The 16,735-nt window shown below is 69.3% G+C and carries 14 protein-coding genes; 11 read left to right on the forward strand and 3 right to left on the reverse strand.

What is annotated here, in order from left to right; translation table 11 throughout:
• Nucleotides 1-19 precede the first annotated feature (19 nt).
• From AB0F17_RS61150 to AB0F17_RS61175, 6 genes are all read left to right on the forward strand, one after another.
• Complete coding sequence (locus AB0F17_RS61150; RefSeq protein WP_358045090.1) at nucleotides 20-1,285, forward strand: sugar ABC transporter substrate-binding protein; 1,266 nt, start codon at nucleotides 20-22, stop codon at nucleotides 1,283-1,285.
• A gap of 98 nt (nucleotides 1,286-1,383) precedes the next feature.
• Entirely contained in the window at nucleotides 1,384-2,253 is an 870-nt protein-coding gene (locus AB0F17_RS61155) for a sugar ABC transporter permease (RefSeq protein ID WP_358045093.1), read from the forward strand.
• Nucleotides 2,250-3,014, forward strand: a complete 765-nt coding sequence (locus tag AB0F17_RS61160) for a carbohydrate ABC transporter permease (RefSeq protein WP_358045096.1) — start codon at nucleotides 2,250-2,252, stop codon at nucleotides 3,012-3,014. The genes AB0F17_RS61155 and AB0F17_RS61160 overlap by 4 nt, the downstream gene beginning before the upstream one ends.
• Nucleotides 3,007-5,115, forward strand: coding sequence for a beta-L-arabinofuranosidase domain-containing protein (locus AB0F17_RS61165; RefSeq protein ID WP_358045099.1), 2,109 nt, complete (start codon nucleotides 3,007-3,009; stop codon nucleotides 5,113-5,115). Before AB0F17_RS61160 ends, AB0F17_RS61165 begins: the two co-directional genes overlap by 8 nt.
• A gap of 20 nt (nucleotides 5,116-5,135) precedes the next feature.
• Nucleotides 5,136-9,143, forward strand: a complete 4,008-nt coding sequence (locus AB0F17_RS61170) for an Ig-like domain-containing protein (protein ID WP_358045102.1) — start codon at nucleotides 5,136-5,138, stop codon at nucleotides 9,141-9,143.
• Nucleotides 9,144-9,208: 65 nt separating this feature from the next.
• Nucleotides 9,209-9,397, forward strand: coding sequence for a DUF4236 domain-containing protein (locus tag AB0F17_RS61175; RefSeq protein WP_358045107.1), 189 nt, complete (start codon nucleotides 9,209-9,211; stop codon nucleotides 9,395-9,397).
• Nucleotides 9,398-9,449: 52 nt separating this feature from the next.
• Here the strand turns inward: AB0F17_RS61175 and AB0F17_RS61180 are convergent, their stop codons facing one another.
• Nucleotides 9,450-9,695, reverse strand: a complete 246-nt coding sequence (locus AB0F17_RS61180; protein ID WP_358045134.1) for a hypothetical protein — start codon at nucleotides 9,693-9,695, stop codon at nucleotides 9,450-9,452.
• Between the two features lie 149 nt (nucleotides 9,696-9,844).
• Here AB0F17_RS61180 and AB0F17_RS61185 point away from each other — a divergent pair, with 149 nt between their 5' ends.
• Complete coding sequence (locus AB0F17_RS61185) at nucleotides 9,845-11,227, forward strand: amidase (protein WP_358045110.1); 1,383 nt, start codon at nucleotides 9,845-9,847, stop codon at nucleotides 11,225-11,227.
• A gap of 79 nt (nucleotides 11,228-11,306) precedes the next feature.
• A complete protein-coding gene (locus AB0F17_RS61190) occupies nucleotides 11,307-11,825 on the forward strand; it encodes a hypothetical protein (RefSeq protein ID WP_358045113.1) in 519 nt (172 codons plus the stop codon).
• A gap of 6 nt (nucleotides 11,826-11,831) precedes the next feature.
• On the opposite strand, the gene AB0F17_RS61195 is transcribed toward AB0F17_RS61190, so the two are convergent.
• On the reverse strand, nucleotides 11,832-12,548 hold the full coding sequence (locus tag AB0F17_RS61195) for a phytanoyl-CoA dioxygenase family protein (RefSeq protein WP_358045116.1): 717 nt from the start codon (nucleotides 12,546-12,548) through the stop codon (nucleotides 11,832-11,834).
• A gap of 97 nt (nucleotides 12,549-12,645) precedes the next feature.
• Between AB0F17_RS61195 and AB0F17_RS61200 the strand changes: the two genes are divergently transcribed.
• Nucleotides 12,646-13,176 (forward strand): type II toxin-antitoxin system prevent-host-death family antitoxin, encoded by a 531-nt coding sequence (locus AB0F17_RS61200; protein WP_358045119.1) that lies wholly within the window; start codon nucleotides 12,646-12,648, stop codon nucleotides 13,174-13,176.
• A 13-nt stretch (nucleotides 13,177-13,189) separates the two neighbouring features.
• Here AB0F17_RS61200 and AB0F17_RS61205 read toward each other — a convergent pair whose 3' ends face one another.
• Nucleotides 13,190-14,083: a hypothetical protein gene (locus AB0F17_RS61205; protein WP_358045122.1), complete on the reverse strand. Its 894-nt coding sequence runs from the start codon at nucleotides 14,081-14,083 to the stop codon at nucleotides 13,190-13,192.
• A 185-nt stretch (nucleotides 14,084-14,268) separates the two neighbouring features.
• On the opposite strand from AB0F17_RS61205, the gene AB0F17_RS61210 reads away from it, so the two are divergent.
• Complete coding sequence (locus AB0F17_RS61210) at nucleotides 14,269-15,087, forward strand: SAM-dependent methyltransferase (RefSeq protein ID WP_358045125.1); 819 nt, start codon at nucleotides 14,269-14,271, stop codon at nucleotides 15,085-15,087.
• A 128-nt stretch (nucleotides 15,088-15,215) separates the two neighbouring features.
• On the forward strand, nucleotides 15,216-16,735 hold a 1,520-nt coding region (locus AB0F17_RS61215), incomplete at its 3' end, for a BTAD domain-containing putative transcriptional regulator (RefSeq protein WP_358045128.1).

The following is a 16,735-nucleotide window of genomic DNA, read 5'->3' on the forward strand; positions in this document are numbered from 1 at the left end:
GGTCCCGAAGGAGACAACCATGAGACTACGGCTGGCTGGGATCGCCTTCCTCGGATTGTTAGCGCTCACAGCCGCCGCCTGCGGCAGCGGTGGGAGCGAGAAGCAGCCACAGGCGGCAGGCCCGGTCACGATCACCATGTGGACCCGCGCGGCGACGCAGGCCCAGAGCGAGCGGTTGGTGAAGGCCTACAACAGCAATCACAAGAACCAGGTGAAGCTGACCGTCATCCCGACGGACAACTACCAGCCGCGCATCGCGGCCGCGGCGGGGGCGAAACAGCTCCCGGACGTGTTCGCCGCCGACGTGATCTTCGTCCCGAACTACACCTCGCAGGGCCTGTTCATGGACATCACCGACAGGGTCGGCGCCCTGCCGTACAAGGACAGCCTCGCTCCTTCCCACATGAAGCTCGGCACGCTGGACGGCAAGCTCTACACCCTCCCGCACACGCTGGACCTGTCGGTCTGGTTCTGGAACAAGGACCTGTACGCCAAGGCCGGGCTCGACCCGGAGAAGGGGCCCAAGACGCTGAAGGAGTTCGCCGAGCAGGCCACCACGATCCAGCAGAAGCTGGGCAAGGACGGCAAGGTGCACGGCACGTTCTTCGGCGGCAACTGCGGCGGCTGCTACGTCTTCACCTTCTGGCCCTCGGTCTGGGCGGCCGGCGGCCAGGTCATGAACCCCGAGGGCACCACCTCGCTCAACGACCAGACCGCGATGACCGAGGTGTTCAAGACCTACCGCGACCTGTACGCGAAGAAGGTCACCGGCCCGACGGCCAAGGAGGAGCAGGGCCCGACCTGGACCGGCTTCTTCCCCAAGGGTGAGATCGGCGTCATGCCCATGCCGTCGACCACGCTCGGCACGATGCCCGCGGAGATGAAGATCGGCGTCACGCCCATCGCCGGTCCCGACGGCGGCGAGTCGACGTTCGTGGGCGGCGACTCGATCGGCATCTCCTCGACCTCCAAGAACGCCGACGCGGCCTGGGAGTTCCTGTCCTGGACCGTGTCCGACGAGGCGCAGGTCGAGGTCATGGCGAAGAACAAGGACGTGCTCGCGCGTACCGACCTGTCCAGCAACAAGTACTCGGCGGAGGACCCGCGAGTGGTCCTGATCAACTCGCTGGTCGCCAAGGGGCAGACGCCGTTCGCGCTGCGCTTCGGCCAGACGTTCAACGACCCGCAGGGACCCTGGCTGCGGCTGGCCCGCGAGGCGGTGTTCGGCGACGCCTCGAAGGTCCCCCAGTTGAACGCCGAGATCACGAAGTCCCTCCAGCAATGACTCTGCTTATGGCCTCACTCCGTTCGGCGAGTCGGTCGCTCAAGAAGCTCCCGACTTCGTCGGGAGCGCGACCTCCCTTCAGGCGGGCGGCACACACGGTGCCGTCCGCCCGATGGCGGGGCAGGCAGGCCCAGGGCTGGCTGTACGCCGCGCCGACCGCCGTCATCGTGGGGACCCTGTTCATCGCACCACTGGTGCTGGTCGTCTGGATGTCGCTGAACCGCTGGCCGCTGCTGGGCCAGGCGGTGTTCAACGCCCCCGACAACTACACCAAGATCCCGAACAACCCGCTGTTCTTCGACGCGGTGCTCTTCACGCTGAAGTACACCGCCATCACCACCGTCCTGCTGTCGGCGGTGGCGCTCGGCCTGGCCCTGCTGGTGCAGGAGCGGCGGCCCGGCGTCGCCTTCTTCCGCACCGCGTTCTTCCTGCCCGGAGCCGTCGGCTTCGCCGCCGCCGCGCTGCTGTTCTACGGCATGCTGAACAACGACTTCGGCCCGATCGGCCCGCTGCTCCAGAACCTCGGCATCACCAAGGAGCCGATCAAGTGGATCGGCACCCCGAACATGGCGCTGTTCTCCACGATCGCGCTGGTGCTGTGGCGTTTCGCCGGGTTCAACATGCTCATCCTGCTGACCGGCCTGCAGTCGATCCCCGTCGAGGTGTACGAGGCGGCCAGGAGCGACGGCGCGAACCGCTGGCAGATCTTCACCAAGATCACACTGCCGCTGCTGCGCCCGACGCTGGCGCTGATGCTGATCCTCAGCGTGACGGGCTCGCTGCTGGCCTTCGACCAGTTCTTCATCTTCACCAACGGCGGCCCGGACAACAGCACGACCTCGATCGTCATGGTCGTCTACCGCGACGCGTTCTTCCGCTTCGACCTCGGCGGGGCGGCGGCGCTGTCCGTCGTGCTGCTGATCGCCCTGGTCGGGCTCAACACGCTGCTGATGCGGAGGCTCAGGTGAGGTACTACCCCACGGTCACGGCGCTGGCCATCCTGTTCCTGTTCCCGCTGCTGTGGAGCGGCTGGGCGTCACTGGAGAAGCCGCAGAACTACCTGAACATGGCCGCGTACGGCGAGGGCGTCGGCACCTACGCCACCAACAGCGTGCTGGTGTCGTCGATGACCGTCGCCGGGACGCTGATCGTCTCCGCGCTCGGCGGCTACGCGTTCGCCCGGTTCGACTTCCCCGGCAAGAACCTGCTGTTCCTGGCCACGCTGGCGATCCTCATGGTGCCCTACGCGACGATCCTCATTCCGCTCTACGTGCTGCTCGGCTACCTCGGCCTGCAGAACTCGCTGCTGGGGCTGTCGCTGGTGTTCGTGATGTTCCAGTTGCCGTTCGCGCTGTTCATGATGCGCAACGCGTTCGAGGCGATCCCGCGCGAGCTGGAGGAGGCGGCGCTGGTCGACGGCTGCGGCACCTTCCGGGCCTTCTCCCGGATCCTGCTGCACGCCGTACGGCCGGCTCTCGTCACGGTCGGCCTGTTCGCCTTCCTGGCCTCGTGGAACGACTTCTTCGCGCCGCTCATCCTGCTCAACGACGGCTCGTCGTTCACCCTGCCGGTGGCGGTGGTCAGCATGACCCAGGGCACGTTCGGCGCCATCGACTACGGCATGCTCCAGGCCGGCGTCATGGTCATGGCCCTCCCCTGTCTCATCTTGTTCGTCATTCTGCAGCGCCACTACGTGCGCGGATTCATGTCGGGAGCTCTGCGTGGCTAATCCTGTCCTGCCCTCATCGGGCGTGCTGTCCCCCCTCGGCCTGGACGCGGTACGCCTGGCGCCCGGCTTCTGGGGCGACCGCGTCGCCCTCAACCGGGACGTCACCATCGCCCACTGCCAGGAATGGGAGGAACGCGAAGGCTGGATCGGCAACTTCCGCGGCCGTCTCCCCCGCAAGGGCAGGGAGTTCAGCGACTCGGAGACCTACAAGCTACTGGAGGCGATGGCGTGGGCCGACCACCCCGCGCTGCCCGAGCTGGCCGAGACCGTGGCCAGAGCCCAGGAGGGCGACGGCTACCTCAACACCCGCTGGACCGGCAACCGCTACACCGACTTCGAGTGGGGCCACGAGCTGTACTGCTACGGCCACCTCATCCAGGCCGGGGTCGCCAGGCTCCGCATGCACGGCGAGGACCGGCTGACCGAGGTGGTCATACGGGCGGCGGACCACATCTGCCGCCGCTTCATGGACACCTCGGAGACCTGCGGCCACCCCGAAGTGGAGATGGCGCTGGTCGAGCTGTACCGGGCCACCGGCACCGAGCGCTACCTGGAGATGGCCCGCCGCTTCGTCGAACGCCGCGGCCTGCCCGCCCTGGGCGAGATCCCGTTCGGCCGTGCCTACTTCCAGGACGACGTCCCGATACGGCAGGCGCAGTCGTTGCGCGGGCATGCCGTACGGGCGCTCTACCTGGCCAGCGGCGTCGTGGACGTGGCCGTGGAGACGGGTGACGGGGAGCTGCTCAAGGCCGTCGAGGCGCAGTGGGAGCGCGCGGTCGCCAGGCGCACCCACCTGACGGGCGGCATGGGCTCGCGGCACTCCGACGAGTCCTTCGGCGAGGACTACGAGCTGCCGCCGGACCGCGCCTACTCAGAGACCTGCGCGGGCATCGGGTCGATCATGCTGGCGCACCGGCTGCTGCTGGCCACCGGCGACGCCCGGTACGCCGACCTGGCCGAGCGGACGCTGTACAACGTGCTGGCCACCGGGGTGGCGCTGGACGGGAAGTCGTTCTTCTACGCCAACCCGCTGCGCGTGCGGGTGCCGGCCGAGCCCTTGGAGGGGGTCAACCACGCCGCCGAGGGCGGGCTGCGGTCGCCGTGGTTCGACGTGTCGTGCTGCCCGCACAACATCGCCCGCACGCTCGCCTCACTGGCCGCCTACGTGGCGACCTCCGACGCGGGCGGGTTGCAGATTCACCACTTCACGCCCGGCGAGATCACCCACGGGTCGCTCGGGGTGCGGGTGGAGACCGGGTATCCGTGGTCGGGCGGGGTGTGCGTGCGGGTGCTGTCGGGCGGCAGCGGGCGGATCTCGCTGCGGGTCCCCGCCTGGGCGAAGGGCGCGACGCTCTCGTACGGGCCGGCCGCGCCGTCCGACGCGAGCGGACCGGACGGTGCTCACGGACCAGGCGGCGCGAACGGACCGGGCGGGGGGCCGGTCTCGGGGCCCGGCTCGCGTCTGGGCGCCGGGCCGGGCGCGGCCACGTCCGGCATTTCGTATATGTCGGGAGCTCGGGAGGTCGAGCCCGGGTACGCGGTCGTCGAGGGCGACTGGCGGCCCGGTGACGAGATCCGCCTCGAACTGCCCATGGCTCCCCGGTGGACCTTCCCCGACCGGCGCGTGGACGCGGTGCGCGGGAGCGTCGCGGTGGAGCGCGGGCCGCTCGTCTACTGCGCGGAGTCCGTCGCCGACGAGCCCCCACTCGCCGACGTGGCCGCCCGCGTCTCGTCCCCACCCACTGACCGCCTGACCGGCCATCTGGCCGACCACCCCACAAACCACCCCACCGGCCACCTGGCCGACTCTCCGGCTGGGGCGTCCGCAGCCGCCCCCGCGCCGGAAGCGGCCGGTTCCGAGGCGGGCGCGCCCGTTCCCGTCGCGGGCGCGCCCGTCGAGCCCGCTGGGCCCGCGGTTGATCCCGTTGTCGAGGTGGAGGTCGCCGTTGTGCTCGGCGCTCCGGAGGCCAATGGCTGGCCGTACGGGACGGCGTCCGATCCGGTGGAGGGCGTGGACACCGTGCTGCGGCTGGTGCCGTACCACCGGTGGGGCAACCGCGGCCCCGCCACCATGCGCGTCTGGCTGCCCGCCGCCGAGTAGCACCCCCCATGGAGGACTTTGTGCGCAGAACCCTGCCGGGCCTGGTCGCGTTAGCCGTCGCGGGCAGCCTGCTCGGCGCCGCTTCCCCGGCCACAGCCGTCCAGGACGACCTCGGCATGCCGGTCTTCACCGGCGAAGATCCCGTCCCGGCCGAGCCCGTCCGCTACGAGCCGCGCAAGATGATGGCGGAGATCTACAAGAAGGAGAAGGGCGGCGACTCGTACTGGATCGACCGCATGCTGGCCCGCCCCGGCGACGACCCGGCGGGGACGTGGCTGATGTCGCGTGGCCGGGCGGTGTTCATGAAGGAGCACGACCCCTCGGTCATCGGCTTCGGCGGCAGCGTGGCGTACTGGGAGAGCATCGACAACCGCGACGCCTACACCGTGTCGCTCGGCACGGACCTCAAGGAGGACGTGAGCAAGCGGTTGCAGATGCCCAGCCACTGGACCGGCCAGTACGCGGGCGGCGGGCTGGCCGTGACCGTCAAGAAGTTCATCACGCAGGAGAACGTCGCGGTCACCACGCTGGCGGTCACCAACACGGGCACCGCGAAGGTGGACGTACCGGTCACGGTGACCTCGCCGTACACGAAGACCGCGGACGGCGACCGCGAGCTGACCGGCGTGGTGGCGGCGAAGAACCGGCTGACCACGATCTTCCCCCGGCTCAGCGGTGACGGCCTGAAGGTCGCGGACGGCACGCTCAAGGGGACGCTCGCCGTCGAACCGGGCAAGACCGTACGGACCAAGGTGCAGCTGGGGTTCGTCACCGAGGAACTGGCCGGGTCGCGGTCGGAGTACGACGGCTACAAGGGGCGCTCGCCGGAGAAGGCGCTACGTCGGCAGCTCCAGGACTACAACGCCTGGTGGGCGGAGAACCTGCCGTACATCGACGTACCGGACGAGAACATCAAGAAGTTCGTCTACTACCGCTGGTGGTTGATGAGGTTCAACTTCCTCGACGCCGACATTCCGGGGAACGACTTCCAGTTCCCGACGTCGGTGGAGGGGGCGCTCGGCTACAACAACGCGATCGTGCTGACCGTGCCGATGTTCCTTCAGGACCTGAAATACCTGCGGAATCCGATCTACTCGTACGGCCCCTGGGTCTCGGCCGGGGAAGTATCGCGTAACTCGAAATATACGGATAACCCGGGTGACCCGGAGAACTGGTCGAACAGCTACACCCAGTACATCTCGGCTTCGGCGCTGGAGAGCTACCAGCTCCACGGCGGGCAGCCCGCGATCCTGCGCAACCTCGCCCGCTACGCGGAGAAGGACGTCTACGGGCAGCTCAACGCCTACGACTCCAACAAGAACGGGGTCATCGAGTACGACTGGGAGGCGATGACCGGCAACGACGCCGACGCGGTGTCGTTCCACTACTACAACCGGGCGAACGAGCGGCTCGAAGGCGCCTACGTCTACGCCAACGCGATGGCGGCGGCGCAGGCGTACACGCTGATCGGCGACTCGGCGAAGGCCACCGAACTGCGCGGCGTGGCCGACAAGGTGAAGAACGGCATCCTCACCCTGCTCTGGGACGACCAGAACAAGCTGTTCAAGCACCGCGACCTGCAGACCGGCAACCTGATCCCGTGGAAGGAATCCAACAACTACATCCCGTACGCGACCGGCCTGGTCCCGACGGACGACCCGAAATATCGGGAAGCGCTCCGCCTATGGGCCGACCCTGCTGAATATCCGATTTTCCCGGCCTATACGGCTAATCAGAAGGACAAAGCGGAGGCCGCCGCGCAGGGCCATCCGGGGTCGAACAACTTCTCGCAGATCAACTCGACCCGGAACTTCTCGCTGTTCTCCAAGGCGCTACGCGACTACGCCTCGCCGTACATCACCGCCGAGCAGTACAAGCAGTTGCTGTACTGGAACGCCTGGTCGCAGTTCGTCGGCGGCGACACCCGCTACCCGGACGCCAACGAGTTCTGGTCGAACTGGAACCCGGCCACCAAGTCCATCGACTACCGCTCGTGGATCCATCACACGATCCTCGGCAGCAGCAACTGGACGGTCATCGAGGACGTCATGGGGCTGCGCCCGCGCTCCGACGGCAAGGTGGAGCTGTGGCCGGTCGACATCGGCTGGGACCACTTCACCGTCAACGGCATCAACTACCGCGGCAGCGACCTGAGCATCGTCTGGGACAAGCCCGGCGACGGCGCCACGCACTACGCGGGCGTGCCCGAGGGCTACTCGATCCTCATCGACGGCAAGCGCAAGGTCACGCTGTCCGGGCTCGCGCACGCCGTCTGGGACCCGGCGACCGGCAAGGTCGAAGGTGGGACGGTGCTGTACTCGGAGGCGGCCCGGTCGATGAAGGCTCCGGCCGAGGTGAAGCTGTCCGGCGACCGGGTCGAGGACCTGTTCCAGAAGGCCGGGGTCGATCTGCGCTCCACGCGCCCGAACCTGGTCAAGTCCGCCACCGCCTCGCACGGTGACCCGGCGGGCGCGGTCGACGGGTTCACGATCAACGAGCCGTACTGGGGCAGCAAGGGCTCCGGCCAGGCGCAGGACTGGCTGGAGGCGGACCTGGGCTCGGCTCGGCCCGTCGACCTGCTGCGGCTGTACTTCTACAACGACCGCAAGGCCGGCGGCTACAGCGAGCCCGCCCTGTACTCGGTGCAGTACCTCGACGGCGCCACCTGGAAGGACGTCCCCGGGCAGGCCAAGGAGCCGGTCTATCCACGGGCCAACCTCAACGACGTCCGCTTCAGGTCGGTCGTCGCCCAGAAGCTGCGCGTGCTGGTCACGCACCGGCCCGGCTACTCGACGGGCTTGAAGGAGGTGCAGGCGTACGCGACCGGCTCGGCGCCGCCGTCCGCGGGCAACCGGGCTCCGTACGTGCTGGCCGTACCGGATGCCACCTTCAACCGCCCCGGGCAGGCCAAGCTGGACGCGGTCGTCAAGGACGACGGGCTGCCGTCGGGGACGCTCAGCATGCAGTGGAGCGTCGTCGACGGGCCGGGACAGGCGTTCTTCACCGACCCGGCCAACCCGGCCACGGTCGCGTCATTCACCGAAGCGGGCACGTACCACCTGCGGCTGACCGCCAACGACGGCGCCAAGTCGGCGTCCGGCACCGTCGCGGTCACGGTGGGCGAGCTCGGCACGCAGGTGAACGTGGCGCCGTACGCGACGCCGACCGCCTCCTACACCTCACCGTGGGAGAAGGTGACGGCGATCAACGACGGCATCGACCCGCCGCGCTCCAACGACGGCGCCAACCCGCGCTGGGGCACCTGGCCGCAGCAGGGCACGCAGTGGGCGCAGCTCGACTGGCCGTCGCCGGTACGGGTGAACAAGGCGGACGTCTACTTCTTCGACGACGACGGCGGCGTCCGTGTCCCGGCGTCGTGGAAGATCCAGGCGTGGGACGGCGACTCGTTCGAGGACGTGACCGGCGCCGCTTCCTACCCGGCCGAGGTCGACGCCTACAACACGGTCTCGTTCAACACGGTGACGACGACCAAGCTACGCGTCGAGCTGGTGTCCGGGCAGGCGTCCGTCGGACTGCTGGAGTGGAAGGCGTACGCGGTGCCGCCGGACTCGGTGCGGCCCGTGCACGTCCCCACGGTGGCGGGCACGCTGCCGCGGCTTCCCGCCACGGTCGAGACGCTGTACGCGGACGGCGGCCGGAGCCAGGCGGCGGTGACGTGGCAGCAGGTGACCGCCGACCAGGTCAAGACCGGTGGCACCAGCTTCAAGGTCGCCGGGCTCGCCGAGGGCCTGCGCTCACCCGTCGAGGCGACGGTGTACGTCAGGACGAGTCCGGCGGTGACCATCACCTCGATGGCCGAGGAGGCGCTACGGACCCGGGCGGGCACCGCGCCGTCGCTGCCCGCGACCGTCGTGGCCACCTACAACGACGGCTCCAAGGACAGCTCGGTCGCGGTCACGTGGGCGGCGATCGATCCCGCCTCGTACGGCTCCCCCGGGACGTTCTCGGTGACCGGGCAGGTGGCGGGGACCACGGTCCCCGCGAAGGCGACGGTGACAGTGGAGTGATCCGGTAAATATTTCACCATTTTTCGGGTAGCTGATGGCTCTCGCGATCTCATGGAGGTAACTCGATGGGCTGGAGCTACCGAAAGTCAATCAAGCTGGGACCGTTCCGGCTGAACCTGTCACGCGGCGGCGTCGGGCACAGCTGGGGCAACCGGTTGTTCCGTGTCACCCGCACGGCGGACGGCCGCCGTACGGTGTCCGTCAACCTGCCCGGCGGTTTTCACTGGCGCAAGTCGACAAGCCGGCGCAGTTAGCCGGATATTTCCAAGGGCCGGAGGCGATCGCCTCCGGCCCTCTCGCTTGGGCTCACTCCGACACGGCATTGACCAGCCGCGTCCAGAACTGGGTGAGCTCGCTGCCGGTGTAACGACGGAAATGGATGCGCTCGTGTCCCCGGTAGACGGCCACCTCCGTTATCGGCGCATCCTCTTCGTCGAAATTGGTGTAGAGGCTCGTCCAGTCGTCGGGACCGGCTTGCCAGTCCGCGAAGGCCAGGTGGGCCGCATGCTCTTGGAGCGCTTCAACCCAGCGTTCCTCCCCCGAGGAGTGCATGAATTTCACACTGCCAGCATTGACCCCATGAGCAGGCAAAACACCTTATTTACTGACCTGGGCGGCTGAAGCGCCTCGAAAACACAAGACTGCCTCTTTCTCCGGAATCCCCCTAGATTCCTCGGCACCGCTACCCCGAGGAGAACGTTGTGGCTGAACTATGGGAACTGGCCGCCGGCGAGCTGGCGCGGCTGATCGGCGTCAGGGAGGTGTCGAGCCGTGAGGTGGTCCAGGCGCATCTGGCCCGGATCGCCGAGGTGAACCCGTACGTCAACGCCATCACGGTGGTGCTGGACGAGCAGGCGCTCGAAGCCGCGGACGCGACCGACCGCGCGCTGCGGGACGGCACGGCGCCGGGCCCGCTCTGCGGCGTCCCCATGACGGTCAAGGAGAACGTCGACGTGGCCGGCTCGGCGACGACACTCGGCATCGTCGCCCTCCGTGACGCCGTCGCACCGCGCGACGCCCCGCACATCGCCCAGTTGCGCGCGGCGGGCGCGATCCCGATCGGCCGGACGAACATGCCGGAGTTCGGCATGCGCTGGCACACCGACAACGCCCTGCGCGGCGCGACCCGCAACCCCTGGTCGGCCGGCCACACACCGGGCGGCTCCAGCGGCGGCGACGCGGCCGCGGTGGCGACCGGCCTGACCCCGCTCGGCATCGGCAACGACGGCGCGGGCTCGCTGCGCTGGCCCGCCCAGTGCTGCGGCGTCGCCGCGCTGAAGCCGTCGCTGGGCCGGGTCGCCCATGGAGGGCAGGCGTCGCCGTTCGGGTTCCAGTTGCTGGCCGTGCACGGCCCGATCGCGCGCCGCGTGGCCGACCTGCGCCTGGCCTTCGACCACATGTGCGGCCACGCGCCCGGCGACCTCTGGTACACCCCGGTGCCCCTGCGGGGCCCCGCCCCGGCGGCGCCGATCGGCGTGGCCGCGGTCACCGGACTCGACGCCGACCCCCAGGTCACCGCCGCCGTACGGCAGGCGGCCAAACTGCTCGCCGACGCCGGCTACCAGGTGGCGGAGAGCCTGCCGCCGGCCCTGGACCGAGCCTCCGAGATCTACACCCAGATCATGTCCTCGTACGGCCGCGTCCACGAGGAGCAGCCGCCCGTCGAGACGGTCGCCTCCGAGGGGTTCGTCCGGTTCTGGACCGCCTTCGAGGAGCCCTGGACGCGAGCGGCCGGCCGGGCGGCCTTCGACCCGATGATGGAACGCGCCGCCATCGCGCGAGCGTGGGACGAATGGACGGCCTCGACCCCGCTGGTCCTCGCGCCGATCTGCACGATCCCCGCGTTCCCGGTCGGCGCCGACCTCGATCCCGCGTGGGTGGCCGGGTGGCCGGCGGCTCTGCGCATGAGCGTGGTGGCCAACCTGCTGGGGCTGCCGTCGGTCGCCGTGCCCACCGGTCAGGCGGACGGGCTGCCGCAGGCCGTACAGATCATCGGGCCGCGCTTCCGCGAGGACCTGTGCCTGGACGCGGCCGCCGCCATCGAGGCCGGCACCCCGCGCCTGACGCCGATCCACCCCCGATAATCGTTGGACGTGTGTTGCATGCTGGACTCATGGAACACACTCCCGACGCCCGGGTGCTCATCGTGAACAACAGCGATCTATGCCGCGCATCCTCGTAGTCGGCATCAGCGGGGCCGGCAAGTCCACCATGGCGCGGGCCCTGAGCAGCCGCTTCGCGGTGCCGTACCACGAGATGGACGCCCTGCACTTCGCCGGCCCCGGCTGGGCCGTGAACGACGAGTTCGCCACGCAGGTGGCGCGGATCGCGTCGGCACCGGCCTGGATCTTCGACTCCTACGGCTATCCCGAGGTCCGTGACCTGCTCTGGGAGCATGCCGACACTGTGGTCTGGCTGGACTATCCCCGGCGAGTCGTCATGCCCCGGATCCTGAGGCGATCGCTGCGCAGGACCCTCCTGCGTGAGCGGATCTTCGGTGGTAATCGCGAGACCCTGACCGGCTGGTTCCGGCGCGATCACCCCGCGTGGTGGGCGTGGTCGCAGCACGGGGTTCGGCGGGCGGACATCCAGCAGCGCGTCCACGATCCGCGCTTCGCCCCTTTGCAGGTGATTCGCTTCGGCACTCCGGTGGAAGCCGCCGGCTGGCTGCGGAGTCAGTGACAGGTCTCAGCGGAGGGCTCGGGCCAACGGCGTGTCCGCGGCCGGGTCCAACGGCGCCGCCAGCATGAACGGCATCTGCGCCATGAACCTGGGCCGCTCACCGAGGTGCTCCTGCGCGGCGTGCACGGTCAGCGGATGCACCAGATAGGCGTCTCCCGGCGAGCCGGTCGCCGGCGCCACCGGCCGGTCCCGGCTGGCCGCGTCCAGCAGCGCGCCCGCACTGACATGGTCGTACACCTGCTCGCCCAGCGCCCCGAGGCTGTCGCGCTGCGATCCCACCCTGACCCGGGTCGGCGCGTCCAACTCGCCGACCTCCGAGAACAACATCAGCACCAGGAGGTTGTGCGCGCGGACGGTCACCTCCCAGGTGCCGTCGGGCCGCGGCAGGTTGAGGTCGACGTGCCAGCCGCGGTCGTCGGCCGGCGGCTGCCGGGGGAACCGGATCGGGATGTTGCCCACCGCGCCGCGCGGCTGCCAGCCGCCCTTCCCGCACAGCGCGTCCAATCCGGCCGCCAGCACGGGCGACCTGACCAGCTCACCGAACGGGCCGTGCCCGGTCATGTCCGCGGCCCACACCACCGGCTCGCGCCAGCCCTCGGAATCGTCGGGCGACAGGCCGATCTGCTTCCACAGCAGCTCCTGCGCCGCCTCTCCCTGCTGGCGCGTGCCGATCGTCAGCTTCACGAAGCCGTCCCGTACGAACGACTCCACCAGTTCCTCCATGGCGACCACGCTATTTCGAGCCGCAACCGGTTTTCGTGCGGGCGGTATTTCGTAAGGCGGCTTGCATTATTTCGGTAAGGTGCCTTACGTTTCTCAGGTGCCCGACACTCCGTACAACGAACCCGTCACTCCGTACAACGAGCTCGTCGCCCGGCTCGGCCCTCCACTCGGCGTTGAGGAGGCTCGCGCCCAATGGGGCCGGTTGGTGCGCGCCGCCCAGGACGGCGAGACCACGCCGATCACCCGCGAACGCTGGGAGTGGGCCGCCCTGATCCCGCTCTCCGAGGTGTCCGGGCCGCTGACCGGCCTGCCCGCCCTGCCGCTGTCAACGGTCCGCCGCAAGCTCGGCGACCTCGTACGCCAGGCCGCCCAGCCGTACGAGAGCGGCCCCGTGCTGCTCACCCGCCACCGCAGCCCCGTGGCCGCCCTGGTCGGAGCCCGCCACCTGGCCGACAGACCTCGTCTGGCGCCGGAGGACCTGCTCCGCGACGGCCACACCATCCTGCTGACCCACCTGCCGGCACCGGCCTACTCCGCCGTCGCCCGCGACCCCGACGGCAACCCGATCGCCAGCGGCCAGGGCGACAGCGTCGACGAGGCACTGCGACGCCTGCGCCCACCGGCCTGAGCGGGGCGGTGGATCACTTGCCGTCCTTGTCGGAGTCGGCCGAGAAGACGATCACCCCCAGGTAGCCGTCGTCCTCCTCGGTGACCTTCAGCAGCATGGTGTCCTTGTAGATGTTGTCACCGTCGTTGAAGGTGTCCCGCCCGGTGTGCGCCGCGTACGGCGACTTCGTGAAGACCTTGGTGTTGAGCGCCTCGTCGAACATCACCTGAGTCGTGAGCACGCGCGCGTTGCTGAAGTGCACCATCGCGTGGATGTGCACTGTCCGCCCCCGGTACCACCCCGGCCAGACGGTGGTGAACTCCACGATCCCCTTGCTGTTGGTGACCTGAGCCCCGCGGAGGTAGCGCTTGTCGTCCGTCGGGGTCAGGTCCATCGCACTGGTCTCACCCGTCGTAGCGCCCGTCGGGGCGCCCGTCGGGGCGCCCGAGGGCGGGCCACCGTTCGGCGGGGCGCCGGTCGGCGGATTACCGCTGGGCTGGCCGCCGCCCCCGGTCGACAGCGACTCCGCTCCGGAGTAGAGCCCGTCCGCGTCGCAGTGCCAGATCTCCACCACGGCGTTCCCCAGCGGCTTGCAGCCCTCGCTGTCCTGGACCTTGAACATCAGGCGCAGCCGCGTGCCCTTCCGATCCTCGCGGATGTCGCTGCGGACCTTGTCCGCGTCGAAGTAGTAGGGACCCTGAGTGGTGGTGGCGGTCAACGTGCACGTGTTGGCCTCGGCGAACAGGGCGGTGACGTCCTTGGACGCCGTCGTCGTCGTGGCCGTAGGAGACACGGTCGCCCCTGTGGAGGTGGTCGCCGCAGGCGCGTCCTGGCCGCAGGCGGCGAGCAGGCTACCGAGCCCGAGCGAACTGACACCGGCGATCAACCGCCGCCGGCTGACTCGCTGACCCTCATGATCGTGTCCCACGTGACTGCCTTCCGGAAGAGTGTTCTTGCTGACGAGGCAAAGGTACGATCCATGCCTTGGCACCCCATTTGCGGCAGATGAACTTTTCATGAGCCACAGCCCGTACAAAATAGGACAAGGCTCCATGAACGGTCATGGGGTTGCTACTGTCCTCATAACCGCGTGGGGGAACGAGGAGACGACGAATGAGTGACGCACCCCAACGGCCAGGTGTGTCGGCCGGTGTTCCCAGCGTTGCCCGCATGAACGACTACTTCCTGGGCGGTAAGGACAACTTCGCCGCCGATCGCGAGGCCGCCGAGAAGGTACTGGCCCTGATCCCGGACGCCAAGGTGATGGGCGAGTACGTCCAGGAATTCCGGGAACGGGTCGTACGCTACCTCGTCGAACAGGGCATCAGGCAGTTCATCCACGTCGGCTCCGGGCTCCCCACCAAGCAGAACGTCCACGAGGTGGCCCAGTCGCTGGACCCCGGCGCCCACGTCGTCTACGTCGCCGACGATCCGGTCGCGCTCAACCACGCGCGGGCGCTGCTCGCCACCAACGCGCGAACCGGAGTGGTCGAAGGCGACATCCTCCACCCCGACGCCATGCTGGATGATCCGGCCCTGGGACAGCTGATCGACTTCAGCCGGCCCGTCGGCGTCCTGATCGTTGGCTCGCTCCAGTACATTCCCGATGAGAACGACCCGTTCGAGAACGTGGCCCGGCTGTGCGAGCGACTGGCGCCCGGCAGCTTCCTCTGCCTCACCCACGCCGTCTTCGACGGCCGCCCCGAGATAGCCGAGCAGATCGCCGACGTCTTCCGGGAGGCCCTCAACCGCCCCAAGGGCGGCCCGCGCAACCGCGACCAGGCGCTGCGCTTCTTCGACGGGCTGGACCTCGTCGAGCCCGGCTTCATCTACGTCCGCCAGTGGCACTCCGACGCCCCGGTCTCCAAGCAGGAGGAGAAGAGGGCCTGGGTCCTGGCCGGAGTCGCCCAGAAGCCACCCTCCGTCACGTGACCCCTGACGCCCCACGGCGTCCCCTTCCACGGCTTCACGCGCGACCGTGTAGGACGAAACGGTAGTGTTTCCCGCTCGGAGATCCACGGGGTCTCCGAACGTGAATTCGATCTTTGGGGCGGCGCCCGTTGGCTACGATCTGGTTCGGTGTTCTGGGGCCGCTGGAAGTCCGGGCGGACGACCGCCTGGTCAGGTTGCACGGCCCCCGGCAGGAAAAGGCGCTCGTGGCGCTGCTGCTGGACGCCGGCCAGGTCGTCACCGTGGACCGGCTCCTCGACGTCGTCTGGGAGAAGCCGCCGGCTTCGGCACGGCGGCAGATTCAGGACCTGGTGACCCGGCTGCGACGGACGCTGGTGGGCGTGGGGGCGGCCGACGATCTCATCATGACGGTACGAGGGGGCTACCGGTTGCGGCTGGCTTCCGGTGGACTGGACTCCCGGACGTTCGACGAGTTGGTCACGAAAGCGCGGGAAACGGCGCCTTCGGATACGGCCGAGGCCGCCGCCGCGTTCCGGCGGGCACTGCTGCAGTGGCGGGGAGAGCCGCTGACCGGTGTCGGCGGTCAGTACTTCGAGAACGCCGCCAGGGCTTTGACCGAGCGCCGGCTGGCCGTCTGGGAGGAGTGCCTGGCGCTGGAGCTGACGCTGGGCCGCCACCACGAGATGACCGGAGAGCTGCTGGCGCTGGTGGATCGGCACCCCTTCAGAGAGTCCCTGGTGGGATTGCTGATGCGCGCGACGGCCGAGGCGGGACGGCTGGCCGACGCTCTGGAGATCTATCGGGGGTTACGGGTGCGGCTGGCCGACGAGCTCGGTCTCGATCCCGGCCTGGAGCTGCGGCGGCTGCATGACACGCTCCTGCGCTCGGAGACCGGCGGCGGGGCGAGAACCGTTTCGGCGCCCGCGCCCGCTCGTGTCCCAGCGATGCTGCCGCTGGACGCGTACGGATTCACCGGGCGGAAGGCTGAGCTGGCCTGGCTGGACCGCGTGCTGGCCGAAACCGGCCGGCAGCCGACCGCGGTGGTCGTCTCCGCCGTGTCGGGCACCGCGGGCGTGGGCAAGACCGCACTGGCGGTGCACTGGGCACACCGGGTGCGCGACCACTTTCCCGACGGCCAGCTGTATGTGAACCTGCGGGGCTTCGATCCCGACGGGTCGGTGATGACCTCGGGCGAGGCGGTGCGGGGGTTCCTGTCCACGCTGGGGGTGGCGGCGGAGCGGGTTCCGACGACCGTTGACGCCCAAGCCGGCCTCTATCGCAGCCTGCTGGCCGGACGCCGGATGCTGATCATGCTGGACAATGCGCGCGACGCCGAGCAGGTCCGCCCCCTGCTTCCGGGCTCCTCTGGCTGTGTGGTGGTGGTGACCAGCCGCAACCAGCTACCCGGACTGATCGCCGCAGAGGGCGCCCGCCCGCTGCCGCTGGACCTCCTGCCCGCAGACGAGGCCCGGGGCCTGCTGACCCGACGCCTGGGCGCGGATCGGGTCGCCGCCGAACCGGAGGCTGTGGAGGAGATCATCACCCGGTGCGCGCGGCTGCCCTTGGCGCTGACCGTCGTGGCCGCCCGCGCCGCCGTCCAGCCGGGATTCTCCCTTCAGTCCGTCGCCGACGAATTGCGCGCGCCCTCCGGCCATCTGGACGCGTTCGA

Origin of the sequence: Nonomuraea sp. NPDC026600 (assembly GCF_040638335.1) — a bacterium.
Taxonomy (GTDB): domain Bacteria; phylum Actinomycetota; class Actinomycetes; order Streptosporangiales; family Streptosporangiaceae; genus Nonomuraea.

What these genes read in the sequence shown, in the direction of transcription:
- AB0F17_RS61150 (WP_358045090.1), top strand. Translation starts at nt 20, where the DNA reads ATGAGACTACGGCTGGCTGGGATCGCCTTCCTCGGATTGTTAGCGCTC.
- AB0F17_RS61175 (WP_358045107.1), top strand. Translation starts at nt 9,209, where the DNA reads ATGGGCTGGAGCTACCGAAAGTCAATCAAGCTGGGACCGTTCCGGCTG.
- AB0F17_RS61180 (WP_358045134.1), bottom strand. Translation starts at nt 9,695, where the DNA reads ATGCACTCCTCGGGGGAGGAACGCTGGGTTGAAGCGCTCCAAGAGCAT.
- AB0F17_RS61190 (WP_358045113.1), top strand. Translation starts at nt 11,307, where the DNA reads ATGCCGCGCATCCTCGTAGTCGGCATCAGCGGGGCCGGCAAGTCCACC.
- AB0F17_RS61195 (WP_358045116.1), bottom strand. Translation starts at nt 12,548, where the DNA reads ATGGAGGAACTGGTGGAGTCGTTCGTACGGGACGGCTTCGTGAAGCTG.
- AB0F17_RS61210 (WP_358045125.1), top strand. Translation starts at nt 14,269, where the DNA reads ATGAGTGACGCACCCCAACGGCCAGGTGTGTCGGCCGGTGTTCCCAGC.